17 protein-coding genes and 1 tRNA gene are annotated in these 26,608 nt (G+C 45.9%); 13 read left to right on the top strand and 5 right to left on the bottom strand.

Going from position 1 to position 26,608, the window contains the following annotated elements:
• Positions 1-315: 315 nt before the first annotated feature.
• Positions 316-1,797, top strand: a complete 1,482-nt coding sequence (locus Q1V85_RS06040) for an FAD-binding oxidoreductase (protein WP_300598384.1) — start codon at positions 316-318, stop codon at positions 1,795-1,797.
• Between the two features lie 299 nt (positions 1,798-2,096).
• On the opposite strand, the gene Q1V85_RS06035 is transcribed toward Q1V85_RS06040, so the two are convergent.
• From Q1V85_RS06035 to Q1V85_RS06025, 3 genes are all read right to left on the bottom strand, one after another.
• The gene (locus Q1V85_RS06035; protein ID WP_300598383.1) at positions 2,097-2,492 is read right to left on the bottom strand and encodes a hypothetical protein; all 396 of its coding nucleotides are present in this window, start codon (positions 2,490-2,492) and stop codon (positions 2,097-2,099) included.
• A gap of 33 nt (positions 2,493-2,525) precedes the next feature.
• Complete coding sequence (locus Q1V85_RS06030) at positions 2,526-4,160, bottom strand: beta-N-acetylhexosaminidase (RefSeq protein ID WP_300598382.1); 1,635 nt, start codon at positions 4,158-4,160, stop codon at positions 2,526-2,528.
• A gap of 392 nt (positions 4,161-4,552) precedes the next feature.
• A tRNA-Glu gene (locus Q1V85_RS06025) sits at positions 4,553-4,624 on the bottom strand.
• Between the two features lie 187 nt (positions 4,625-4,811).
• Here Q1V85_RS06025 and gap point away from each other — a divergent pair.
• The 8 genes from gap (at position 4,812) to rplL (ending at position 10,993) form a co-directional block, all read left to right on the top strand.
• Positions 4,812-5,825: a type I glyceraldehyde-3-phosphate dehydrogenase gene (gene gap, locus Q1V85_RS06020; protein ID WP_300598381.1), complete on the top strand. Its 1,014-nt coding sequence runs from the start codon at positions 4,812-4,814 to the stop codon at positions 5,823-5,825.
• Positions 5,826-6,048: 223 nt separating this feature from the next.
• Positions 6,049-7,248, top strand: coding sequence for a phosphoglycerate kinase (locus Q1V85_RS06015; protein WP_300598380.1), 1,200 nt, complete (start codon positions 6,049-6,051; stop codon positions 7,246-7,248).
• A gap of 305 nt (positions 7,249-7,553) precedes the next feature.
• Entirely contained in the window at positions 7,554-7,928 is a 375-nt protein-coding gene (locus Q1V85_RS06010) for a diacylglycerol kinase family protein (protein ID WP_300598379.1), read from the top strand.
• Between the two features lie 5 nt (positions 7,929-7,933).
• Positions 7,934-8,404 (top strand): hypothetical protein, encoded by a 471-nt coding sequence (locus Q1V85_RS06005; RefSeq protein ID WP_300598378.1) that lies wholly within the window; start codon positions 7,934-7,936, stop codon positions 8,402-8,404.
• Between the two features lie 285 nt (positions 8,405-8,689).
• On the top strand, positions 8,690-9,133 hold the full coding sequence (rplK, locus tag Q1V85_RS06000) for a 50S ribosomal protein L11 (protein ID WP_231004469.1): 444 nt from the start codon (positions 8,690-8,692) through the stop codon (positions 9,131-9,133).
• 51 nt (positions 9,134-9,184) lie between these two features.
• On the top strand, positions 9,185-9,880 hold the full coding sequence (rplA, locus tag Q1V85_RS05995; RefSeq protein ID WP_300598376.1) for a 50S ribosomal protein L1: 696 nt from the start codon (positions 9,185-9,187) through the stop codon (positions 9,878-9,880).
• 50 nt (positions 9,881-9,930) lie between these two features.
• Positions 9,931-10,518, top strand: a complete 588-nt coding sequence (gene rplJ, locus Q1V85_RS05990) for a 50S ribosomal protein L10 (protein ID WP_300598375.1) — start codon at positions 9,931-9,933, stop codon at positions 10,516-10,518.
• Between the two features lie 100 nt (positions 10,519-10,618).
• Positions 10,619-10,993 (top strand): 50S ribosomal protein L7/L12, encoded by a 375-nt coding sequence (gene rplL / locus Q1V85_RS05985; RefSeq protein WP_235553661.1) that lies wholly within the window; start codon positions 10,619-10,621, stop codon positions 10,991-10,993.
• Between the two features lie 304 nt (positions 10,994-11,297).
• Here rplL and Q1V85_RS25170 read toward each other — a convergent pair whose 3' ends face one another.
• Together Q1V85_RS25170 and Q1V85_RS05980 are read right to left on the bottom strand one after the other, a co-directional pair.
• A complete protein-coding gene (locus Q1V85_RS25170) occupies positions 11,298-11,444 on the bottom strand; it encodes a hypothetical protein (protein ID WP_366914006.1) in 147 nt (48 codons plus the stop codon).
• Between the two features lie 191 nt (positions 11,445-11,635).
• Positions 11,636-12,583, bottom strand: coding sequence for a helix-hairpin-helix domain-containing protein (locus Q1V85_RS05980; RefSeq protein WP_300598374.1), 948 nt, complete (start codon positions 12,581-12,583; stop codon positions 11,636-11,638).
• A 486-nt stretch (positions 12,584-13,069) separates the two neighbouring features.
• Here Q1V85_RS05980 and Q1V85_RS05975 point away from each other — a divergent pair, with 486 nt between their 5' ends.
• The 4 genes from Q1V85_RS05975 (at position 13,070) to rpoC (ending at position 26,576) form a co-directional block, all read left to right on the top strand.
• Positions 13,070-16,660, top strand: coding sequence for an Ig-like domain-containing protein (locus tag Q1V85_RS05975; RefSeq protein ID WP_300598373.1), 3,591 nt, complete (start codon positions 13,070-13,072; stop codon positions 16,658-16,660).
• A 26-nt stretch (positions 16,661-16,686) separates the two neighbouring features.
• Positions 16,687-17,688: a hypothetical protein gene (locus Q1V85_RS05970; protein ID WP_300598372.1), complete on the top strand. Its 1,002-nt coding sequence runs from the start codon at positions 16,687-16,689 to the stop codon at positions 17,686-17,688.
• A gap of 612 nt (positions 17,689-18,300) precedes the next feature.
• Positions 18,301-22,104: a DNA-directed RNA polymerase subunit beta gene (rpoB, locus tag Q1V85_RS05965; RefSeq protein ID WP_300598371.1), complete on the top strand. Its 3,804-nt coding sequence runs from the start codon at positions 18,301-18,303 to the stop codon at positions 22,102-22,104.
• Between the two features lie 176 nt (positions 22,105-22,280).
• A complete protein-coding gene (rpoC, locus tag Q1V85_RS05960) occupies positions 22,281-26,576 on the top strand; it encodes a DNA-directed RNA polymerase subunit beta' (protein WP_300598370.1) in 4,296 nt (1,431 codons plus the stop codon).
• Positions 26,577-26,608 lie beyond the last annotated feature (32 nt).

Raw genomic sequence — 26,608 nt, 5'->3', positions numbered from 1 at the left:
CATTACAAAGCGTTAACACAAAAGTTCGGAAGCTGATCACGCCTGGACTATCGGCTGCCGTATATACACAATATACAGATGTGGAAATCGCATCGTAATTGCCGCTATAGTATAATACATCTCCATTGTATTTTTCAGCCAGTTGGTTGGACTGGTCCGTTTGTCGCTTTTACCCCTTTTTATGTCATGTTTTACACTTGTGTTTTCCTCCTGGTGCACTTAATTTTACAGTGTAAATAAGCAGGCACAATGGATTCCTGTTATAGATATAATAACCGGGATCTGCTGGTAAATTTAATGTCTTCAAATTGACATATGGAAAAGATAACCTTAAATGACGTCCGTTTTCCTGACCTGAACGTAAAGCGTTTTAATAAGCGGTTTATGGGACAGCCCGAGTGTTTTTATCTTCCGGAATCTACGGCCGATGTTGTAGCTGCCGTGCAGGACGCCATCGATACCCAAAAGAGAATCGTTGTCCGAAGCGGGGGGTATTGTCTTGAGGGGTTTGTATCCGATCCCGCTGTTCAAATCGTCATTGATATGTCCCTTATGAAAGCGATCGCCTATGACACTGAAAAATCAGCTTTTGTAGTGGAGGCAGGAGCTACCGTCGGTGAAACCTATAAGAGACTTTTCCTGGGCTGGGGCGTGGTGCTGCCTGCCGGTGAGCATCCAAACATCGGAATTGGCGGCCATATACTGGGCGGCGCTTTTGGGTTCCTTTGCAGGGAATATGGATTGGGGGCAGATCATCTCTATGCGATTGAGTTGGTTACGGTAGATGCATCCGGTAAGGCTCAAAGCGTTATTGCAACACGAGAAGAAACGGATCCTAACCGGGAACTCTGGTGGGCGCATACAGGTGGCGGCGGCGGAAACTTTGGGGTAGTTACCCGTTACTGGTTTAGGACGTTGGGAAGGGATGGTACCGACCCCGCTACGGCGCTTCCAGAAGCACCTGCAACGATTACAACATTTAGGGTATCCTGGAATTGGAGTGACATTAGCGAAATGCAGTTTTCGCAATTGGTTCAAAATTTTGGGGCGTGGGCAGAGATTAATAGTGCCCCCGAATCCTCCTACAGACAGTTATTCAGTCTGCTATTCCTGAATCACCGGAACCTTGGCAAGCTGGAAATGAAAGGGGTGTGCACTGCAGGTACAACGGCAGCAGCGCTTATTGAAGCGCACCTGGCATCGACGATCGGTCCTTTGGGGATTGCTTATTCGCAGGAAATAGAAGAAACCGCATGGCTGGAATTTGCGCTGAACCCTTTCCCCGAGCTTTTTCAGCCCGGGTACGATAAAGTGAAGGCCAAGATTAAAGATGCTTTTTTGCGCCGTTCGTTTACGGATGATCAGATCCGGACGATATACAAATACCTGACAAGCACAGATCCGGTAGGCGGGGGAATGGGGATGGCAACCTATGGCGGCCAGGTAAATGCCGTGCTGCCGGGGGCTACAGCATCGGCCCAAAGGGATTGTATTCTTGATATTGCCTGCAATACCGGCTGGGCTGATCCGCAGGGTGAAGCAACCAGCGTTAACTGGGTGCGCAATTTTTACAAAGAACTGTTTGCCGCTACCGGCGGCGTTCCGGTACCCAATGAGCAGGCTGGTGGTTGTATGATTAACCATCCGGATACCGATCTGGCTGACCCGGAATGGAATAATTCTGGTGTTCCCTGGCAAACCTTATATTACCGGGATAATTATCCCCGGCTGCAGCAGGTAAAACGAAAATGGGATCCCGGGAATGTGTTTCATCATGCTTTGTCAATTGGCTTGTAACAGGAGGAACACACACTTTGTATAAAGGTGATTGATCAATTGCATCCACCGGCTGAAAACAGGCTGTGATTTGAAAAGCTTAGGCTGAGGTTGTGGTGTAAAGGGGATACAAATGCTGCTTAGATTTCGGAATCTATCTTGGAGTTTTTTGCCGGCCAGCTCATAATTGTACTCCGGCTATATTTTATAAGAGCAGTGACAAATTTATTGGATTGCCGGGATTTTTTGACTAAACAAAGAAGTGGTTGCTTCAAAAGGATGCCCGGATTAATTTAGATATTAGTTCCCTCTTGCTGGTACTATTTAATCTTTGTCAAATCCCTGAACATGCTATCTGTGTCAACAAATCCCAGGCTTTTGTGCCGGAAACCTTTTGGTGTGTCCGGATCATATACATACGTGTCGCCTGTTGAAATTACATTTCTGAAAATTTCCCAAACCCCCTCAAAATCGCTCTGGATGTCTGCTTTTCTAATTTCCATTGTCTGTTTTATGGCCGGGTCTTTGCTAACCGTGATTGTTAAGAAATTACCGGCAAATTTGCTAATTCGCTCAGCTAAAAAAGGGATCAAAGCGGTCAGCACCGGTAGATGGGGCGCTGTTTGTATTTGCAGATCAACTGAAACGCTGGGGAATTCCTGGAAAAGTAATTTTTTGCTGCGGTATGGGAGAAGATCAAGGAATTTTGATGGCAACTATAAATGATCGGTCTGGCTTTTACCAGTTCCTCATTTATCAAATACTTCAAACGGCGCTCTTACCGGCGTGCCATTTTTCATTAATTCCAAAATATTGGGATACATTCTTTTTTTGAAGGAATGCCAACTGCGCAGTTCCTGCCTGGTCCAGGCCGCCTCGCTCAAAGCCAGTCCGCGCGGCCATGTCATATAGTTTGCCCTGTTGATATCCCGTACGGCTTCTCCCCATACGGTACCCATAATGCCAATGATATGATCCGTTTTGTCTGCGGGCAGATCATATAAGGGCTTGAAGCTTGCCGTCTGCTCCAATGTTGTAATGGGCATCCCCCAGTTACCTTTTTCCGGAAGATCGTCTTTATACTGTGGATAGTCCAGGTAACAGTATTCTCCCGGAGCCAGAATAAGCGTATTCTTATGAATGCCGGTCAGTTCAATGCATTTTGGCGTTAGCCCATTCCTCCAGCTCACCAGCGTCACGTTCTGAGGATAATCGAATAAGTATCTTGTGGCGGGCATGCGTACGTTATCCAGCTCACACCACAAAATTGCGTGCAGGTTATATTTTTTTGCAGACGCCAGCACCTTGTTAAAGAAAAATTGCATGAGCTGTTCCGGTTCATTATAACCAAGTTGCTTCATTAAAGTCTGATGCTCGGGACTTTTTGCCCAATTTGATGCTATGTCAGATTCATCGCCGCCCAAATGGATCTTTTTTGAAGGAAACAGGAGTGAAATCTCCTTCAGCACATCGTCCAGCACGGCATATACCTCCGGGTTAGCTGCAGATAACATCATGTGCTCGGTTGTATTGATGTCGAGAACCGCGTCTTTTTGAAAATCGCACCTTAAACCGGGGTATGCGGCAAGCATCGCAACGGTATGGCCCGGAACATCGATCTCTGGTATGATTTCTACATTACGTGTGGCGGCATAGGTAACCAGGTCCCTGATTTCTTCCTGGGAATAAAAACCATTATCACCAACCATTGCTTTTTCTTTCGGTTTCCGGAAAGCGCCTGTTTGCGTTAGTTTTGGATGGCTTTTGATCTCGACCCGCCAGCCCCGGTCATCCGTTAAATGGAGCTGTAATGCATTGAATTTATATCGGGCCATCTGGTCGATATATTTTTTGACAGCTGCTACGGGTATAAAATGACGGGCCGGATCCAGCATAAGGCTACGTAGCGGAAAGAGGGGGCTATCATCGATGAAAACAGGAGAAATCAATTGCTGTTGGGTCACGGCTACGTCACCCATCAGCAACTGGTCAAGTGTGTATACACCATATAGCACAGCTGCTGCAGTGCTGCCTTTGATCAAAAGCTGCTTTTCTGTGATCTCTAAAATATAATGTTCTGTTCCTTTTATGGCGGGATCCAATAACAATTGAACCGGAAGAGCGCTGGCAGCGGTTGTGTTTAGTTCGGCCTTTAGTGCCAGCTGCAGTCTTTGTTGCAGGATCCTGCTTAATTGAGCAGCTGCAAAATCGAGTGCCTGAGCATTATAATGGAAGCTTGTTGCCGACCGGATATCGAGCTTGCCGGCAGTTGACGGCGTTTTTATCAGATTAGGCAGCGGCATCAGCGCTGCAGTATTCTCCTGCGCCGTGGTTGCAGAAGTAAATGCTATACAGATCGTAAAAAAAAAGAGTTTTATTTTCATTGCATATGTAATTGCTTTTTTATAAAATCAATTCCTTGTTGTTGCTTTTGATTGTATAAAAAGATAAAATCAAAAATAGTTTTTACACCCCATAAAACAACTTGTAGCCGATTATAAAACAAATTTTCAGCAGCGTTCTAATCACTTAAAAAAAGATGGTGAATCGATGCCGTTCTTTCAGGTATGATATTAAGGACAGGGATTGAATGTTTCTCGAACAGCAGCCGGATCCATTTAGTCCCACGCTAAAAGTATCCTTAAATTAACCTTTTAACGCTAAAATTAAAGCCTTCAGAGCCACTCAACCTGATCCCTGGTCTGCCATCGATCCCCGGCAGCAGCAATACGGCAATTTTTGGCATAAAAAAACCGGGCTGAAAAGCCCGGCTTTGTACCGCGTACGGGAATCGAACCCGTGATTCATCCGTGAAAGGGATGCGTCTTAACCCCTTGACCAACGCGGCGTTATCCGTTTTTGGGAGTGCAAAGATAACAGACTAAAATGGATTGGCCAAAAAAAAATTAAAAAATAATTGCTTTTAAAAAAATAAGGGCTAAAAATCGAAATCGTTTAATATGTATTCCGTACAAAATGCTGTAACTTTACGCCTCCAAAAATTGTTCTTACTTAATTAAATTTTTTACACAACTATGAGTACAGTAAAAGTAGCCATCAACGGCTTTGGCAGAATCGGTCGTTTGGCTTATCGTCAAATCTACAACCAACAAGGTATCGACGTGGTTGCCATCAATGATTTGACCAGCCCTAAAGTATTAGCTCACCTGTTAAAATACGACTCCGCTCAGGGTGGTTTTAATCAAGATGTAAAAAGCACTGAGAACTCCATTATCGTTGACGGTAATGAAATTAAAATATATGCACAAAAAGATCCTTCCCAGATTCCCTGGAAAGATCATGATGTAGACGTAGTACTGGAATGTACCGGTTTCTTCACCGATAAAACAAAGGCGGAAGCACACCTGGCAGCGGGTGCAAAAAGAGTAGTCATCTCTGCTCCTGCAACCGGTGAACTGAAAACCGTTGTATTTAACGTAAACCACGATATCCTGGATGGCAGCGAAACCATCATCAGCTGTGCTTCCTGCACAACCAACTGTCTGGCTCCGATGGCTAAAGTACTGGATGATACATTCGGTATCGAACTGGGTATCATGACCACCATCCACGCATACACCAACGATCAGAATACCCTGGATGCACCGCACCCTAAAGGTGATCTGAGAAGAGCAAGAGCAGCTGCAGCCAACATCGTTCCCAACAGCACCGGCGCGGCAAAAGCAATCGGTTTGGTATTACCCAACCTGAAAGGAAAACTGGATGGCAGCGCACAGCGTGTGCCTACCATCACCGGTTCTATCACGGAGCTGAACGTAACACTGAAGAAGCAAACTTCAGCTGAAGAGATCAATGCAGCAATGAAAGCAGCTGCCAATGAAAGCTTTGGTTACAATGAAGATGAAATCGTAAGCAGCGATGTAATCGGCACCCATTTCGGTTCTTTGTTTGACGCTACTTTAACAAAAGTGATGACGGTAGGCGACAAACAACTGGTACGTACCGTTTCCTGGTATGACAATGAAATGAGCTATGTATCGCAGCTCGTTCGCACGGTTGAATATTTTGCGAAACTGATCAGCAAGTAAAGCTTACATAAATAATAAAGGCGGAACAGCTTGTTCCGCTTTTTTCTTTTACACTGAGCAATGACGAAGTGTATTAGACCGGCTGCAGGACAAATGGCATCTTTGTTGCTACGCTCAGTTTGACTGATGTGCATGTGGCGGCCCTGTTCCGGCAGTTACCGGTGCTCAAATCTCAGATCTCATCCCGATAGCTATCGGGACTCAAATCTCAAAACCGTTAACAATGTCAAAATTTTCAAACTATAACTTCAAGGATCAGAAAGCGCTGATACGGGTCGATTTCAACGTTCCCCTGAACGACCAGCTGGAAATTACTTCGGATGCCCGTATGAAGGCCGCCGTTCCAACCATCAAAAAGATTCTTGCAGATGGTGGTAAAGTGATTTTAATGTCGCACCTCGGCCGCCCAAAAAACGGTCCGGAGGATAAGTTTTCCCTCAAACACCTGGTAAACCATCTCAGCGAATTGCTGGGCGGTGCCACCGTGTTGTTTGCCAATGATTGTATTGGTGAGCAGGCCTATCTTACCGCAGACATGCTGCGCCCGGGCGAGGTGTTGCTGCTGGAGAACCTCCGTTTTTATAAGGAAGAAGAAAAAGGGGATGAAGCCTTTGCCGAAAAACTCAGCAAACTGGGCGATGTATATGTGAACGATGCTTTTGGCACGGCACACCGGGCCCATGCTTCTACCGCTGTGATCGCAAAATTCTTCCCCGCCGATAAAAAAATGTTCGGCCTGCTGATGGAGAACGAGGTGAACAGCGCCCAAAAGGTATTAACCCAAAGCCAGAAACCGTTTACGGCGATTTTGGGCGGGGCAAAGGTTTCGGATAAGATCCTGATCATAGAAAACCTGATGGAAAAAGCTACGGATATCATCATTGGTGGGGGTATGGCCTATACCTTTTATAAAGCACAGGGTGGACATATCGGTGCTTCTCTTTGCGAAGAAGACCGGCTGGATACCGCAAAAGAGATCCTGGCCAAAGCAGCCGCAAAAGGCGTATGCATCCATTTACCCAGCGATAGTATTATTGCTGATAAATTTGCGGCGGATGCCGATACCGCGGCTTCACCCAGCAATGCCATCCCCGATGGCTGGATGGGGCTGGATGTGGCCGAGAACGCCCGCGAACAATTTACCAATGTGATCAAAAACTCCAAAACCATTCTTTGGAATGGTCCGATGGGGGTGTTTGAAATGGAAAAATTCCAGGCAGGTACCAAGGCCATTGCAGAAGCGGTGGCGGAGGCTACACAGAACGGCGCTTTCTCACTGGTAGGTGGCGGCGACAGCGTATCGGCGGTAAATAAGTTTGGCTTTGCAGATAAAGTAAGTTATGTTTCTACCGGTGGTGGTGCCATGCTGGAGTTTTTCGAAGGCAAGGTACTTCCGGGTATTGCGGCCATCGAGGAAGCATAAATGGTGTTTTTTAATTGTTTTGAAGTGCGGGGTCTTGATGGCTCCGCATTTTTATTGGAGGCCACTGAAATACTGAGTTGGTTGGAATGCCACAGCGCCTCAGAAACACAGAAGCCTGGTTGTGCTTATGGCGCCGTCACATTGAAACCACCGCGTCTTTGCTCCTTTGCGTCGGGGCGGGAAATACCGGGCCTCAGAAACACTGAATTGGTAGGGAGGTGCTGAAATAAAGAAGCGTGATGTGCTGTGTTTCAGCGCTTCAGTGGCAATACACCTGCTTTTAGGCTTTTATCGTAGTTTTGGGCATGCGTGGCCTTCTTTCCTTTAAAAAATTATTCCGGAGTTTTGGTTATGCAGCCCGCGGGTTAAAGGCGGCTTTCAAAACCGAACAAAATTTCCGGGTACATACCATTGCCGCACTACTGGCAATTCTACTCGCCTGTCTTTTCAGGGTAACCGGGTATGAATGGGCGCTGATCGTGCTTTGTATTATTGCCGTAACCGGCGCGGAGCTGATCAATACGGCCATCGAAAGGATCTGCGACCTGGTGCAGCCTGAAAAAGATGCCCGGGTTCAATATATCAAAGATGTTTCGGCAGCAGCCGTGCTCCTGGTAGCAGCAGGCGCTTTGATAATAGGATTGCTGATCTTTATACCAAGATTAATGACCCTGATCTGATTTTTATGAAACGACTCCTTATATATGGATGCATACTATTTCCGGTACTGGCCTGTCAGAACCGGCAGCAGCCCCCGGCTGCTCAGCCCGCTGTTCAATCCTTGCAGCTACAAACGGGGCTGGCGATTTCTGAAGACCGGGAAACGCTGGGCCGGTTAATTGACCTGAAAGCATATCCGCCCACAGGCGTTACCTTTCAATGGAATGGCCAGGATATGCGTGGGCTGGAGGCTATTCTTTATTATAATGAAAAAATCTATGGGGATATCCTGAATGTATATATGGAAGCCGGATTTCCCAAAGGGAATTATCGAAAGGAACAGTTCGGCTTTTCCTGGCTCGACAGTGCACAACAGGCAGAACTGCAGTTTAGCAAACCGGATTACGTGGGCAACCCGGATATTTTCCTGGGAACGGGTGGGAGGGGAAGGCTTTGGTTCCTGGATCGAAAAATACTGTTGAAGGTAGCACCCTGAGTGGCCGAAGGGGCATTCCGGTCGGAAAAAATGACTTTTGAATGAATATAATGGAAGCTACGCAATAGTTGTTTGCTATGAAAACCAGCATCTTAGATACAATAACGACAGGGTGGTTATTTTTTATTATAAATAATATGCATCCAGGTGGTAAAAATGCTACCTTTGCACCCCCAATTAGTTCTTTTATAGTTCCTGTGCCGGTACATGCCGGAGTAAAACAGGACGGAGGAATTTGGGAGTTCCGGTGATTGCCGGAACGTTTGAACCAATAAATCGAATAAAATGGCAAAAGAAATCTCTGGCTTTGTAAAGCTACAGTGTAAGGGCGGTCAGGCCAATCCTGCACCTCCCATTGGGCCGGCGTTAGGTTCCAAAGGTGTAAACATCATGGAATTCTGCAAACAATTCAACGCCCGCACACAAGACAAAATGGGAAAAGTACTTCCCGTATTAATCACCGTTTACAGCGACAAAAGTTTTGAATTTGTAATCAAAACGCCTCCCGCAGCCATTCAGCTGATGGAAGCCGCTAAAATTCAGAAGGGTTCTAAAGAAAGCAACCGCGCCAAAGTGGGCAAGGTTACCTGGGAGCAGGTAGAGGCAATTGCCAAAGACAAAATGCCCGACCTGAACTGCTTTACCGTTGATTCTGCTATGAAAATGGTAGCCGGTACTGCGCGCAGCATGGGACTGAATGTTGAAGGAAAAGCCCCGTGGGAAAATTAATCCATTTTACGAACCCGCCTGCCGGCTGGCAGGCCTAAAAAGAATTGACAAATGGCATTCATTAGTAAAAAAAGAAAAGTTGCAAATGCAAAGGTAGACGCTAACAAAGCGTACACCCTGAAAGAGGCTTCTGCAATGGTAAAAGATACAAGCGTTGCAAAGTTCGACGCTTCTGTTGATCTGCACGTACGTTTGGGTGTAGATCCTAAAAAAGCCGATCAGGCAATTCGTGGTACGGTAACCTTACCCCACGGAACTGGTAAAACAAAACGCGTACTGGTACTTTGTACGCCCGATAAAGAAGCCGATGCAAACAGCGCCGGCGCTGATTATGTAGGTTTGGACGAGTTCGTTCAGAAAATTGAAGGTGGCTGGACAGATGTAGATGTAGTCATTGCTACGCCTGCGGTTATGCCGAAGATCGGTAAGCTGGGTAAGATCCTGGGACCCCGTAACCTGATGCCGAACCCTAAAACAGGTACAGTAACCAACGATGTGGCTGCTGCTGTTAACGAGGTAAAAGGTGGTAAGATCGCTTTTAAAGTAGATAAAGCCGGTATCATTCATGCCTCCATCGGTCGTGTAAGTTTCAGCCCTGAGAAGATTGCTGAAAATGGCCAGGAGTTTTTAAATGCCATCATTAAGGCAAAACCCACTACCGCAAAAGGTACTTATTTAAAAGGAATTTCGATGGCCAGCTCTATGGGCCCCGGAATTGCTTTGGATACAAAATCTTTTGTACAGTAATCACCCCGGCATCACCGGTTTAAATTTTAAAACAGTCAAACCGCAATAAAATGACTAAAGAACAAAAAAATGAAGTAATTGAGGTATTGAAGGGGAAATTCTCTCAGTACAGCAACTTTTATATAACAGATACCGAGTCGCTTACTGTAGAACAGGTAGGCAAATTGCGCCGCGCATGTTTCGATAAGAACGTGGAAATGAAAGTGGCCAAGAACACCCTGATCCGGAAAGCCCTGGAAGGACTGGATGCAGAAAAATATGCAGGTGTGTATGATTCGCTGCATAAAGTAACGGCCCTGATGTTTTCTGAAAATCCTAAAGAGCCCGCTGTAATCCTGAGCTCTTTCCGCAGCGAAGCAAAAAAGGAAAAACCCGAACTGAAGCTGGCGTTCATTAACGGAGATCTGTATACCGGCGACAACCAACTGGCTGCCCTGGTTAAGATCAAAACGAAGAATGAACTGATCGGTGAAGTGATCGGCCTGTTACTGTCTCCGATCCAGCGTGTGATTGGTGCGTTGCAGAACAGACCCGAAGGTGAAGCAGCCGCGGCAGCAACAGAAGCTCCGGCAGCAGAAAGCGCAGCAACTCCTGAAGCAGCGGCTCCTGCAGCTGATGCAACTCCGGCGGCTGAGTAATTTTTATATAGTTCCGATCTATATTTAATAAACAAACAATTTTTTTAAACCCGCCGTCGGACCCTCTAACGGGAATGAAGACGGTAAAAATTAAAGCAAAATGGCAGATATCAAAACATTAGCAGAAAGCCTGGTAGGTTTAACTGTAAAAGAAGTACAGGAATTAGCAGATTTTTTAAAGACTGAATACGGCATCGAGCCTGCTGCAGCTGCAGTAGTAGTAGCTGGCGGTGGTGAAGGTGGTGCGGCAGCTGCTGAAGAAAAAACAGCATTTGACGTGATCCTGAAAAACGCTGGTGCTTCTAAATTAAACGTTGTTAAGATCGTTAAAGATCTGACTGGTTTAGGTCTGAAAGAAGCAAAAGAACTGGTAGACGGAGCTCCGAAACCAGTAAAAGAAGGTGTTTCTAAAGCAGAAGCTGAAGACATCGCAGCTAAGCTGAAAGAAGCAGGTGCTGAAGTAGAAGTAGCTTAATTCTTTTGTAAAGCATATTTGTCCTGTAAGGTCTCCGGATCTTACAGGACTTTTTTTTTGAAGAAGGTGCTGCAGAAACACCGAAGCACTGGTTTTTTTTCATATCGTTATCCGCTGCGGGGGCTGTCTTCAAACCTTCCGTGTTTCAGAGCCTCAGCAGCTTCAATTAAAAAATGACCCTCCTGATCTGCAACCTCAGTTTCCCAAAGTTGAGGATCAGCCCTGCCTTACATCCGGAGCACTTAAGATCATTTATAGTTTGTGCCAGGTCTTCTTCCGCTATGCCTCTTCCTTTGCCTTAATTTCAGGATTGCCCTTTCGAAAACGACAAAGTCGGCATGAAACTGATGTGGTAAAACAATGTCTTTGTACGGTATTCTATATGTTTTTTCCCGATCATACCCAATATTGTTTTTCTGAGTTCGTACTCAAAAGCATCTTTATAAACGATCTCAAGAAAGCCGGCTCCAGGTATCTTATGGATTTCGATGCGATATTTTATGATAGTTCGGTTTCTTGTTGAAGGGGATAGTTTTCGGCAGTGAAGTTCTCGTTTTTCATAATTGTATTTTTTTAGTGATGCCGCAGAACCACAGAAGCACAGAATGTTTTGATGTTGCAGGAAACGGAAATAAACAGTATTCAGCGTCTCTGTGTTTCTGTGACTTCTATTAGAATATAAGGCTTCAGCTTTTCAAACACATCATTGGTTTGTATCACCAGGGCCTGTAGATCGTCTATAGAAGCAAACGGTGCGGATTTCCGTTGTTTAACGATGAGGTAGGCCAGTTTGCTGCTGATGTACGGATGCGCATTCAATGCCTCATAGGATGCTGTATTAATATTTAATTGCCGGAGATCCGGGTTGCCTAACAATAGAAAAGGCTTTATGTGCTCAAATACAGAATCCGGCACGCCATAGGTTTCGCCCACCTGGCGAATACTATAAAAGCCGCCCAGTTTTTCCCGGTAGTTAACGATCCTTGCAGCCAGTCTGCTGCCAATACCATAAAAAGCCTTAAAGGCAGTAGTATCGGCCGTATTAATGTTCACCGGTTGCAGTGTTGAACGGGGAACCGTTTTGCCCGCAGCTGCAGCGGGGGGTGGGGGATAGGCTGTTTGATAAGATGGCGAAGCAATGGTTATATAAGGGTGCAGCCGTTCAAATGCATCCTTGTGCAGGCCATAGATCTTTTGCAGATCTTCCGGTTTCCGGAAGCGTCCGCCCTTGTTCCGGTAACGCAGGATGGTTTGTACCGTTCGTTCCCGCAAACCCAGCTGCAACCAGCCTGCTGCATCCAGTGTGTTGGGATCGAAGTTAAAAAGCGTGCCTTTGGTTAAAGAAGTATAGGCGCTTTTTCTATAAGTGCGGGCTGCTGCAGGTAACAGATCCGTAGCTGATTTGTCGTTGTTTTCAGTGACTTCAGACGTAGTGACAATTTTGCTGAAAGCCGCGCCGGTTGCGGCATCCAGCGGCTTTTTGTCTGCATTGATTTGAATGAAAGGCTGGATGGCAAAAAACAGCATAATGATGATGAGCAGCAGCAGGCCGGTCAATTCTTTTTTTGAAAATCGTAAGTACGCTTTCATAGATTAACATTTTAGCTTGGTGAAACGAATGGTGTTGCTTAAATATACCAAAAAAGGACTTCACAAAAAAAAAATAACTAAAATTTGGTTTATTGTGTTTTGGAAGACTATCTTTACTACCAGCTATTGCATTGTAAACCTACTTTAACTATTAAAAAACTACAATTTCCACACTGTAATAGCTTAAATGAAGAAGGCCCTTTAGTAATGTTATTCTTCATTGGTTTTGTGAATGTGTTGCACCAAAGCGCTGTGTTTTTTGGATTGCTCAAAACCGGCTGACGTGAATACATAGTATCGACATATAAAATTTACGGCGATGTCCTGTTACCAGGGCTGCCATTTAATGTGCTGTATCAGGCAAGTGATCATATTGTCACCTGGTGAGGTGATGTGTGCGGCATGGGACTCCTGGTAAACAATGGTGTTTTTGTATTTAAAAATGCCCGGTCTGTGTTGTGCCCGGGAGTATAAAATATATCTATTATGAGAACCAATCAACCTCTTGGAATTGCCCTGAAAAAGGCTGCTTTATGCGTATTAATTTCCTGTGTTGCTATGCTAAGTAGCTATCGAGTCTATGCGCAGGCCTCAAAGGCTCCTCAAAACATGGACACCGCCCTTGTAAACAATGGTCCTAACGGTTTTACTAATATTAGCGTAGCCAGTAGTGCGGGAGGATTTTCTGCTACAAGAAACAATATCATTGACAATGATTTAACTAATGCTGCTACCTGGAGCTACCTGGCTACATTGGGTTCAACAGAATGGATCGAGGTGAAGGATAATTCTGCTACAGGCGCACAAGTGTTCCCCGCAGGTTCATATGCCGGTTTTGTAATAGGATCGGGGGCATTACTGGATCTCAACAGTTCCATAAAGATTGAAACCTTTTTAGGAAATGGAGGCAACTCGCTCCAGGAAACCTATGATGCTCCAAATGGTATTTTGTCTGTTTCATTGCTCGGTAATGACCGGGGTAAAGTAGGTTTTGTAACTACTAAAAGTTTTGACAGAGTGCGGATCTCTTTTACAGTGGTTGGGGTTGCCGGCTCACGAAGCGTATATTATGCACAGATTCTAAAACCTCAGACAGCAGCACTTACTGCTCCTCCCTGTAATACAACTACTTCATTGGTTCAAAGTGCTTACCCGGTTACTGTTACTACCGGAACAACTGGTATTGCTACAGTGAGTCTGCTGGGGGGTATTTTTTCCAATGTTGATAACGTAGTGGATGCCAGCACTGCCAATGCAGCAACCATCACGCTTCCCGTAGGTGCTTTATCTACGGCATTTCTATCAGTGAAAGAAGCCGGTGATCCTGCTGTACTCTTTCATCCCGCCGGGTATTTCGCAGGGTTCGAAGTTTCAAACGGATCGCTGTTAGGACTTGGATTGCTTTCTAATTCTACCATCTCTACCTATTTAAATGGGCAACTTCGTGAAACCAAATCAGGTAGCGGGTTGCTTCTTTCTGCTCCATTGTTGTCTAGCAACGGCCGGTCCACAATTGGTTTTGCAACTACAATGAGTTTTAATGAAATACGTTATACGATTACACAACCATTAAATGTAAACTTAGGAACCACGTCGATTTACGCTGCTGTTGTAAAGCGGTTCTGCGAAAGTCCCGCGCTTGTTTGTAATACGTTAACCGAATTGAATTCCAAAGGGACGGATCCTGTTTATATAAATATGGCCAACACCGGGGTTTCCGGAGCCGTTGCGGTGAACAACAATATCACAGACCTGGATAAACTTATCGATGGCGATCCCAACACCGCGGCTGTAATCAAAGCTCCGGCCAGTGTAAGCGTACTTTCCACTCCTCATGTGTCCGTAAAAAAAGCCCTGCAACCATATGTTGCCGGTACTTATGTGGCATTTGATGTGGAAACCGAGTCGCTGCTCTATGCAAATGTGCTGGCTACAGCTAAAGTAAGACTTTACCTGAACGGCCAGGAAAAACAATCCAGTACCGGAAGTGCTTTACTGGTGGGTACAAAATCCACCTTGCTCAGTGGGTCCGGCAGTAAAACCCGGCAGTATATGGGAATTGTGGCAAACACCAGTTTTGATGAGGTGGTGCTGGAATTTAACCAGCCTGTGGGAGCCACTTTAGGCGACGTAAGTATTTATGGAATTAAAGTGCAGAAGAACTGTAGCGGTGTACTTGAATGTAATGCAACAAACATTATTACCAATTCATCTACAGGATTCGGTGCCGTTATTAATAACGAAAGGTCCGGAGTTTCGGGAGCTATTTGCGCCAGTTGCAATATCAATAACATTAATAGCGTGGTAACACCCAATGCGGCCACTCCGGCAAAAATGTTTATTACTGCCGGGGTAATTGCCAATGCTGCTATTTCCGTACAGGTGCCGGCCAATACATTCACTAAAGGTACCATTGCCGGGTTCCTGATCCGGACGAATAATGCAACCTTAGTTGGTTTGGATCTTTTAAAATATCTGAAAATCGAAACATTTTATAACGGAGTTCTTGCAGAGGAAGGAACAGCAGGGCAGTTGTTAGGCCTTGATCTGATTACACTGCCCATAATTGGTTCAAGAACCGGCATGTATAATGTAGGGATTAAAACAACCCTGCCATATAATGAAATAAGGATATCCACTACAAACATTGTGGGCGCAAATGTTATAGGCGATAAGGATATCGATGTGTTTTATGCAACAGTGGATACCCGTTATCTTTCTGCTTCCGAGGCTACAGGTATAGGTTGTTCTATTTTCAAAACAAATCCGGATATTAACTATACAACCATCAATAAGCCGGTGAATGGTAATGTAAAAACAAACGATGTGGTGCCTACAGGTACAACATATGCCAACCCGGTAGCAGGAGTTGGTGCAAACGGTCAGGCTACACCAGGCACAGGAACATTCTCAAATTGGAATGGCGCAGTTGGAACCTATACCTTTACAGCTACAGCTCCGGGTGTATACAGTTATAATGTGAAGGTGTGCAGCGGTGCCAATAACTGCAGGTTGGAAAACCTTACCATTACAGTAACAGATCCAACAAAAACAGATAACTCGAATCCGCCCATAGTGAATACCGACATTGCGATTACAAAGGTGGGGGCACCCGTTATCGTAAATGTATTGTTCAATGACCATGCGGGTAATAAAAACGGAGGATTAGGGAACCCTGACGTTGACAAACAGGGCTTACATGGAACAGCGGCTTTTGCAGCGCCTAATGTAATAAAGTATACTCCGGATGCAGGATTTGTTGGAAGAGATACCGTTGTATATAAAACGCAGGAAACTCCCAGCAATAAAACAGGGTTTGCCTATATTATCATCGACGCCGTGCCCGCAGACGCAAGTGCTACCAGCGCAGCAGATGATTTTACCATGACGGACGTTGGTACGGAGGTTAACGGAACCGTTAATGTAAAAGATAATGATGTTGATCCGGCAGGGTTGCCACAAACAGTAACCGCGTATACATTAGAGGATACGCAGGGTAAATTTGTACTGGGCAGCGACGGAAAATTTGTATATACCCCGGCTGCTGGGTACACGGGTACCGCGCAGTATACATATGAAACAAAGAACAGTGCCGGTGCTACCGCAAATGCTACCGTATATGTTGCAGTAGCTGCTGCTACAGATTTAGTACCGCGCGTTAAGCTGAATCCAGTAAATATCATTGGAGCAAGCGATGTGGAAGTTACTGTGGAATTGTACGAAATTGCAAATGTGGCATCTGTTGGCCCGATTACGATCTACGTGGATAAGCTGAGCATTTTTGGGGACGCAACATTTGATCAGACCGGCACAAAAAATGCAGCGGGAGAAACGCTGCAGAATAGCCAGTTCACCGTTGACGCCACCAGTAACCCGGATGCGTATGTGATTACAACCAATGCCAGTTTGAAGGATTCTGATTTGCGGCTCATGTTTAAAGTAAAAGCAAATCCCGGGGCAACTGCAGGGGTGGGCACTTTAAATGTGTTGCTTAAGAACGGTTCCGGAGGCGATTCCAATGCGGCAAATAATACTTCTTCAACAAATATTACTTATTCTTTTATTCCCCAACCCTAATCTATTAATTTAAATTTTACGAGAAAATGAAAAAATTATTAACGACCATCCTGAATATTGCGCTGTTTGTTTCAATTTCGGGGATAGCTTCAGCTCAGGATTTTGTTTTAAATAACGGCGTAATCACTCCCGCACCTGCTATATTCCCCGGGGGGACCGTAACGATTACCTATGACTTTTATACAACGGTTGCTTTCGATTTCCAGGCAAACGGAGCCAGGGCGGCTACCATAACATTCAGTTTTACAAAAATGGACCCTACCGGTAAAACACCAACGGGTACAGGTGCTGATCTGTTTACATGGGTGCTATCAGATAACGGGCAGGCCGGACAATCGAAAGTCTATACCTGGACAGGAACGACTAAAGCGGCAACGCACATGAATGATTTTCCCACGGCGGCAAAATATAAAATCGTGTTTACAGGAGTTCCGGTTACATTTTCGGCAACTCAGGCTGCAAGCGACATAAGGGTTGCGGGACAATTTACTGATCCGGCGCAGGCTCCGGCTGGCAATACTGCCAATAATTTTGCGGAGGTAAAAACTTATAGTACGCCGCCATTACCGGTTAATTTTAAATCTTTCGACGCTAAAGTTGTCAATAATGCCCTGGTGGTGAACTGGGCAACTGTGAGCGAAACCAATAATGACTATTTTGAAATACAGGTAATGGATACGGATACCACATTCCGTACAATTGGAACAGTGCTCACCAAAGCGGCAAATGCCGGTACTTCAGATAGCGCCCTGGAATATAGTTTTACTAAAGAACTGGATGCAAGAGGCAGCCTGATGGGCATAGCAATGTTTGCTCTGGGCTTTATAGCATTATTATTCAACAAACGGAATAAAATGCTCTATATGCTGGTGGTAATTGCTGGAATGAGTATCACAACCATTTCCTGCAGGAAAGAAAGCAAAGAAAAAATAGACCAGTATAACGGCGACTATCGGGTACGTGTGGTACAGGTAGATAAAGCCGGTTTAAAGAGTGCTACAAAAGTGGCGCTGGCTGTAAAAGAGTAACAGGTGGCCGGTTCGCCGGCATTTGTTTGAGTCAGCAATCTGAATAGCATGTGATCACTATGATTCGGGAATTGTAAAAGTGATTACAGAAATAAAAAGCTTGTTGCAGTTTTGGCAGTTTTAAATAACCGGAATGGCCTGCGATCAATGGCCGTTTTGGAAATATGGAGCAGGTCCGGGATGATTGTCCCGGGCCTGCTTTTGTATCAAAAGGAGCACTTCTGATCAACCGGAAGTTTCCGTAATCCCTGTGGTATCCCTTTTTGTAGCTATACAGCGTAATTAACGGAGAGTAAATCTGCTAATAGTCAATTATTTATAAAATTTGCTGGTAAATATTACGGCTATCTTCTATACGGCTTGCTTTTTCTTTTCCACAAATTTTTCCAATAAATTTTTAGATTTGTCAGCCTCTGGCAATATTCTTGTGAGAAGTTTTCTTCTTTTCAAAGTTTTTCGTAACTTTGCCTTCCTTTTATTTTGGCCAATAAAAATTTGATTAAACAAAATAGATTCATGTAATTGAATTTCAATGGATTTCTTTTAGCAATAAAAGTAATCCTGATTTTATTTTGTATATAGTCGATTATTAAAAAACCGGGTTTATAACATATGTCATCTACAAAAGTGAATTCAAGAGTAAATTTCGGAAAGATCAAGCATTTAGCTGAAACACCCGATCTTTTGGAAGTTCAGATTCAATCCTTTAAGGAGTTTTTCCAATTAGAAACCACACCAGACAAACGCAATATTGAGGGCCTGTTCCGGGTATTTAAGGACAATTTCCCCATCACTGACACCCGCAATATCTTTGTACTGGAGTTCCTGGACTACTTTATCGATCCGCCCCGCTATTCGATCGATGAATGTATGGAGCGTGGCCTGACCTATGCGGTTCCCCTGAAGGCAAAATTGCGGCTGAGCTGTAATGATGAAGAGCACGTAGATTTTCAAACCATCGTGCAGGACGTGTTTTTGGGAAATATCCCCTACATGACGCCCCGCGGTACCTTTGTGATCAACGGAGCAGAACGCGTGGTGGTTTCACAGCTGCACCGTTCTCCCGGCGTATTCTTCGGTCAGTCTGTACATCCCAACGGAACAAAGATCTATTCTGCCCGTGTGATTCCTTTTAAAGGATCCTGGATGGAATTTGCTACGGACATCAATAACGTGATGTATGCGTATATCGACCGGAAGAAAAAATTCCCTGTTACCACCCTGCTGCGTTCCATCGGTTATGAAACCGATAAGGACATCCTGGAGCTGTTTGGTATGGCGGATGAAGTACCGGGCGACCGCAAATCGCTGGAGCAGCAGCTGGGCAAACGCCTGGCCGCACGTGTACTGCGTACCTGGGTAGAGGATTTTGTGGATGAAGACACCGGTGAGGTGGTTTCCATCGAGCGGAATGAGATCGTAATGGAGCGGGATGTGGTACTGGATGAAGAAGCGATCGACATTATCGCCGACATGGATGTAAAGAGCATCTTTGTACAGCGTGAAGACGTAGGTGGTGACTATGCCATTATCTATAATACCTTAAATAAAGATACTTCCAACAGCGAGCTGGAAGCGGTTCAGTTCATCTACCGCCAGTTAAGAGGCGCAGATGCACCGGATAACGAAACCGCCCGTGGTATCATTGATAAACTGTTCTTCAGCGACAAACGGTATGACCTGGGTGAAGTAGGCCGTTACAAGATCAACCGCAAGCTGAATATCGATGCACCGGTTACCCAGAAGACCTTAACCAAGGAAGACATTATTGAAATTATTAAATACCTGGTACGTTTAACCAACGGTAAGGCAGAGATCGATGATATCGATCACCTGAGCAACCGTCGCGTACGTACCGTAGGGGAGCAATTATATGCACAATTCGGTGTTGGTTTAGCGCGTATGGCGCGTACCATCCGTGAGCGTATGAACGTACGGGACAACGAGGTGTTTACACCGGTTGACCTGATCAACGCGCGTACCCTTTCTTCCGTGATCAACTCGTTCTTCGGAACCTCGCAGTTGTCGCAGTTCCTGGATCAGACCAACCCCTTATCAGAGATCACGCACAAACGTCGTATTTCTGCACTGGGGCCAGGCGGTTTAAGCCGGGAGCGTGCCGGGTTTGAGGTACGTGACGTACACTACTCGCACTACGGCCGTCTTTGTACCATTGAAACACCTGAAGGTCCGAACATCGGTCTGATCTCCACGCTTTGCGTGCACGCGAAGATCAATGAAATGGGCTTTATCGAAACGCCTTACCGGAAAGTAATCAACGGTAAAGTGAACATGAAAGAGCTGGAATTGCTGAGTGCAGAAGAAGAAGATACGGCGAAGATCGCACAGGCAAGTGCCAAGCTGGATGAGCAGGGTAACTTTGTGAACGAGCGCGTGGAAAGCCGTGAAACCGGTGACTTCCCGATCCTGGATAAGAGCGAGGTAGAATATATGGATGTGGCCCCCAACCAGATCGTAGGGTTGAGCGCCTCCCTGATTCCGTTCCTGGAGCATGATGATGCCAACCGTGCGCTGATGGGATCAAACATGCAACGTCAGGCGGTTCCGCTGCTGCGTCCAGACGAACCCATCGTTGGTACCGGCCTGGAAGGCAAGGCGGCAAGAGACTCAAGGATCCAGATCCACGCAGAAGGAAACGGGGTGGTTGAATTTGTAGATGCCAACGAAATCCATGTACGCTATGATCGCGATGTGAATGAGAAACTGGTGAGCTTTGAAGAAGATCTGAAAGTATATAAATTAACCAAGTTCATTAAAACCAACCACGAAACCTGTATGAACCTGAACCCGGCTGTAAAGAAGGGACAGAAGGTAAAAACAGGCGACTTCCTGACCAATGGTTATGCTACCCGGAACGGGGAACTGGCCCTGGGTAAGAACCTGAAAGTGGCATTTATGCCCTGGAAGGGTTACAACTTTGAGGATGCGATCGTGATCAGCGAGCGCGTGGTAAAAGAAGATATGTTTACTTCCATTCACATTTCCGAATATGAACTGGAAGTGCGGGATACCAAACTGGGAGAAGAAGAACTGACCTCCGATATTCCGAACGTTTCTGAAGAAGCCACCAAGGACCTCGATGAAAACGGTATCATCCGTATCGGTGCCCAGGTAAAAGAAGGCGATATCCTGATCGGTAAGATCACTCCAAAAGGAGAAAGCGATCCGACTCCGGAAGAAAAACTGCTCCGTGCCATCTTTGGTGATAAAGCCGGTGATGCAAAAGATGCTTCTTTGAAAGCTCCGAACGGGGTAGAAGGTGTGGTGATTGGTAAAAAACTGTTCCAGCGCGCGAAGAAAGATAAGAATGCGAAAGTGCGTGAAAAAGCAGCGATCGAGAAGCTGGATAAAGCACATGAGAAGAACGAACAGGACCTGTTGAACGTACTGCTGGAAAAACTGGGTACCATTCTGGAAAACCAGGTTTCTACCGGTGTAATGAACAGCTTTGACGAGATCGTGATTGGTAAAGGATCGAAGTTCCATGCCAAGAACCTGGCTTCACTGGATTATGCCAACATCAATCCGTTGGGCTGGACCAATGATGAAAAGATCAACGATCAGATCAATACCCTGTTGCACAATTATAATATCAAATTCAACGAAGAACTGGGAAGATACAAACGCGAGAAATTCAATATCTCCATCGGGGATGAATTACCTGCGGGTGTGTTAAAGCTGGCAAAAGTATACCTGGCTGTTAAGCGTAAGCTGAAAGTAGGGGATAAAATGGCGGGTCGCCACGGTAACAAAGGGATCGTTGCCAAGATCGTTCGCCAGGAAGACATGCCATTCCTTGAGGATGGAAGTCCGGTGGATATTGTGCTGAACCCATTAGGGGTACCAAGCCGTATGAACCTGGGACAGATTTACGAAACCGTACTGGGATGGGCTGGTAAGGAACTGGGTGTGAAATTTGCCACTCCGATCTTTGATGGTGCTGAGCCGGAAGAGATTGAGAAATATTGTGCAGATGCCACCATTCCTAAGTTCGGGCATACCTTCCTGTACGATGGTGAAACCGGGGAGCGCTTCCACCAGAAAGCAACCGTGGGTGTGATCTATATGATCAAACTGCACCACATGGTGGATGATAAGATGCACGCACGTTCTATCGGGCCATACAGCCTGATCACACAACAGCCGCTGGGTGGTAAAGCCCAGTTTGGTGGTCAGCGTTTTGGTGAGATGGAGGTTTGGGCACTGGAAGCCTACGGAGCATCCAGCATCCTGCAGGAATTGTTAACCATTAAATCGGATGATATCATAGGCCGTGCAAAAACCTATGAGAGCATTGTAAAAGGCGACAATATTCCAAGAGCAGGTGTACCGGAATCCTTTAATGTATTGATACACGAATTAAGAGGTTTGGGATTAGACCTGACTTTTGAATAAAGACAGTGAATAGTGAAAAGTCAATGGTGAAATTCACCGTTGGCTTTCACTATGAATCATCAGATCGGAATCAATAACAAAGCAAAAAACAGAATTAAAATAGAGATCAGGATTTTGAGGGTCTCAAATCTCATCCCGATAGCTATCGGGACAAATCTCAAATCTTCAATAAGATTATGGCTACTAAAAAAGACAATCGCCCAAAGGCAGCGTTTTCAAAAATTACCATCGGTCTTGCTTCTCCGGATACCATCCTGGAAAAAAGTCATGGCGAGGTATTAAAGCCGGAAACTATTAACTACCGGACTTACAAACCGGAGCGTGATGGTTTGTTTTGCGAAAGAATATTTGGTCCTGTAAAGGACTATGAATGTGCCTGTGGAAAATACAAGCGCATCCGTTACAAAGGCATCGTGTGCGATCGTTGTGGTGTAGAGGTTACTGAGAAGAAAGTACGTCGCGAGCGGATGGGGCATATCAAACTGGTGGTACCGGTGGTACATATCTGGTACTTCAAATCCCTGCCCAATAAAATTGGTTACCTGCTGGGTATGAGCTCCAAGAAACTGGAGACCATCATCTACTACGAACGCTACGTGGTAATTCAGGCGGGTGTACGTGAAGATAAAGGACAGAACTACGGAGATCTTTTAACAGAAGAAGAATACCTGGATATCCTGGATACCCTTCCGAAAGATAACCAGTACCTGCCGGATGATGATCCGCAGAAATTTATTGCAAAGATGGGTGCCGAAGCGGTACATGACCTGTTACAGCGCATCGACCTGGATCAGTTATCTTTCGATTTAAGAAACTCTGCGGCTACCGAAACCTCCCAGCAGCGTAAGGCTGACGCCTTAAAGCGCTTGAGTGTGGTAGAAGCCTTCCGTGATGCCAATACACGCATCACCAACCGTCCGGAGTGGATGATTATGCAGTATATCCCGGTAATTCCGCCGGAACTGCGCCCGCTGGTTCCCCTGGATGGCGGCCGTTTTGCATCTTCGGATCTGAACGACCTGTATCGCCGGGTGATCATCCGGAACAACCGTTTGAAACGTTTGATGGAGATCAAGGCACCTGAAGTGATCCTGCGAAATGAAAAGCGGATGCTGCAGGAAGCCATCGACTCCCTGTTTGATAACTCAAGAAAATCCAATGCCGTTAAAGCAGAAGGCGGACGTGCATTGAAATCACTGAGCGATGTGCTGAAAGGAAAGCAGGGACGTTTCCGTCAGAACCTGTTGGGTAAACGTGTGGACTACTCCGGCCGTTCGGTAATTGTGGTAGGCCCGGAAATGAAAATGCATGAGTGCGGTTTGCCAAAAGATATGGCGGCAGAATTATTTAAACCGTTCATCATCCGTAAACTGATTGAAAGAGGTATCGTAAAAACCGTAAAATCGGCCCGTAAACTGGTTGATAAAAAAGAAGCGGTGGTTTGGGATATCCTTGAAAATATATTAAAAGGGCACCCGGTAATGTTAAACCGTGCCCCAACGCTGCACCGGTTGTCTATCCAGGCGTTTCAGCCCAAGCTGATCGAAGGAAAGGCGATTCAATTGCACCCGCTGGTTACCGCGGCCTTCAACGCCGACTTTGATGGTGACCAGATGGCGGTACACGTACCCCTGAGCAATGCAGCGATCCTGGAAGCCCAGCTGTTGATGCTGGCCTCTCATAACATCCTGAACCCGCAGAACGGTACGCCAATTACCCTGCCTTCACAGGACATGGTACTGGGATTATACTATATTTCCAAAGGAAAAAAATCCACAGAAACCGAAAAGGTTCGTGGTGAAGGGAAAGCCTTTTATTCTGCAGAAGAAGTGATCATTGCGTATAACGAAAAGCAGATCGACCTTCATGCATGGATCAAGGTAAAAGGTGTTGTGCGGAATGAAAAGACCGGTGAGCTGGAAAAGAAATTAATTGAAACCACAGTTGGTCGCGTTATTTTCAACCAGAATGTACCGGAAGAAGTAGGGTTTATCAATGCCTTGCTTACCAAAAAGAACCTGCGGGAGATCATCGGCGAAATCATCGAGATCACCGACGTTCCAAAAACAGCGAAGTTCCTGGATGATATTAAACAATTGGGATTCCGTACGGCGTTCCAGGGTGGTTTATCCTTCAGCATTAATGACCTGATCATTCCTGATATTAAACAGGAATTACTGGATAATGCAAAAGGCGAGGTAGATGAAGTGTGGGAGAACTATAACATGGGATTGATCACCAATAACGAGCGTTACAACCAGATCGTTGATATCTGGAGCCGTGTGGATACGCGTCTTACAGAAACACTGATCCGGGAACTGAGCGCTGATAAACAAGGGTTCAACTCCGTATACATGATGCTGGATTCCGGAGCCCGTGGTAGCAAGCAGCAGATCAAGCAGCTGGCAGGTATCAGGGGATTGATGGCCAAGCCAAGAAAGTCGGGGTCTACCGGATCTGAGATCATTGAGAACCCGATCCTTTCCAACTTTAAAGGCGGCCTGAATGTATTGGATTACTTCATCTCTACGCACGGTGCGCGTAAAGGTCTTGCGGATACGGCGTTGAAAACGGCGGATGCCGGTTACCTGACCCGTCGTCTGGTAGACGTAGCACAGGATGTGGTAATTACCGAAGAAGATTGTGGTACATTAAGAGGTATTTCCATCGCAGCCTTAAAGGATAACGAAGATGTGATTGAGCCATTGGCAGATCGTATCGAAGGCCGTACTTCTTTGCATGATATTTATGATCCGCAAACCGACGAACTGTTGCTGGAAGCAGGTACTGAAATTTCTGCCGAAAAAGCACGTAACATTGAAGCGGCAGGTATTGAATCGATCGAGATCCGTTCTGTACTGACCTGCGAAAGCAAACGCGGCTGTTGTGTAAGATGCTATGGTAAGAACCTGGCATCCGGTATCCTGGCTCAGAAAGGTGATGCTGTGGGTATCATCGCAGCCCAGTCCATCGGTGAGCCGGGTACACAGTTAACCCTGCGTACGTTCCACGTGGGGGGTGTGGCTGGTTCTGCTTCTGTAGAATCTACCTTAATCGCCAAGTTTGACGGTACCATTCAGTTTGACGGTGTGCGCTCTGTTATTACGACCAATGCGGAAGGAGATGATGTACGTGTGGTGATTGGCCGTACCGGTGAAGCCCGTATCATTGACACTAAAAATGACCGCCTGTTAATTACCAATAACATTCCTTACGGATCTACATTATTGGTGAAAGATGGCCAGAAGATCTCCAAAGGAGATGCGATCTGCTCATGGGATCCGTATAACAACGTGATCATTGCGGAAGTGGATGGTGTGCTGAAGTTTGAAAACGTGATCGAAGGGGTTACCTACCGTGAAGAAGCGGATGAGCAAACCGGTCACCGTGAGAAAGTGGTTATTGAAACCCGTGATAAAACAAAGATCCCTTCTATTGTAGTAGAAGGTAAAGAAAATAAATCGTATAACTTACCTACCGGTAGCCACCTGATGCTGGATGATGGCGATGATGTGAAAGCCGGCCGGGTACTGGTTAAAATACCGCGTATCCTGGGTAAATTGAAAGATATCACCGGGGGTCTGCCGCGTGTAACCGAGCTGTTTGAAGCACGGAACCCAAGCAGTCCGGCTGTTGTATCTGAAATTGACGGGGTGGTTTCTATGGGAGCTGTTAAGCGCGGTAACCGCGAGATCATCATCGAAGCAAAAGATGGAGTAACCCGCAAATACCTGGTACCGCTTACAAGACAGATCCTGGCTCAGGATGGTGACTTTGTAAAAGCTGGCAGCCCGTTAAGCGATGGACAGATCTCTCCGCAGGATATCCTTTCCATCCAGGGACCATTTGCAGTACAGCAGTATGTGGTGAATGAGATCCAGGAGGTATACCGCTTACAGGGGGTACGTATCAACGATAAGCACATTGAGGTGATCGTTCGCCAGATGATGCGTAAGGTGAGCATCGTGGATCCGGGTGATACCCGCTTCCTGGAAGATGACCTGGTAGATAAGTTTGAATTTGTAGATGAGAATGACTTTGTATACGAGAAGAAAGTAGTTACTGATCCGGGTGATTCGGGCAAGCTGCGTGCCGGCCAGATCATCAGCCTGCGGGAGCTGCGCGAAGAAAATTCTGTACTGCGTCGTAACGACAAGAAAACGGTGGAATACCGCGATGCACAGCCGGCTACTTCGGCCCCCACATTGTTGGGGATCACCAAGGCTTCGCTGGGTGTACAAAGCTGGATCTCGGCGGCTTCCTTCCAGGAAACCACCAAGGTACTGTCTTCTGCAGCCATCCATGGCAAAGCGGATGAAATGCTTGGTCTGAAAGAGAACGTGATCACCGGTCACCACATCCCTGCGGGTACCGGCTTGCGTGAGTTTGAAAACATGATCGTAGGAAGCAAAGAAGAATACGAACTGTTGCAAACTGCAAGAGAAGCGATGTCCTTCGACGAAGAAGAATAACCAGATCTATAAATTTTAAATCTTTATAAGTT

This window comes from Niabella sp., from assembly GCF_030150205.1.
Taxonomy (GTDB): Bacteria; Bacteroidota; Bacteroidia; order Chitinophagales; family Chitinophagaceae; genus Niabella.
The sequence above is the reverse complement of the archived record's forward strand: the minus strand, read 5'-3'. Positions and strand labels throughout refer to the sequence as shown.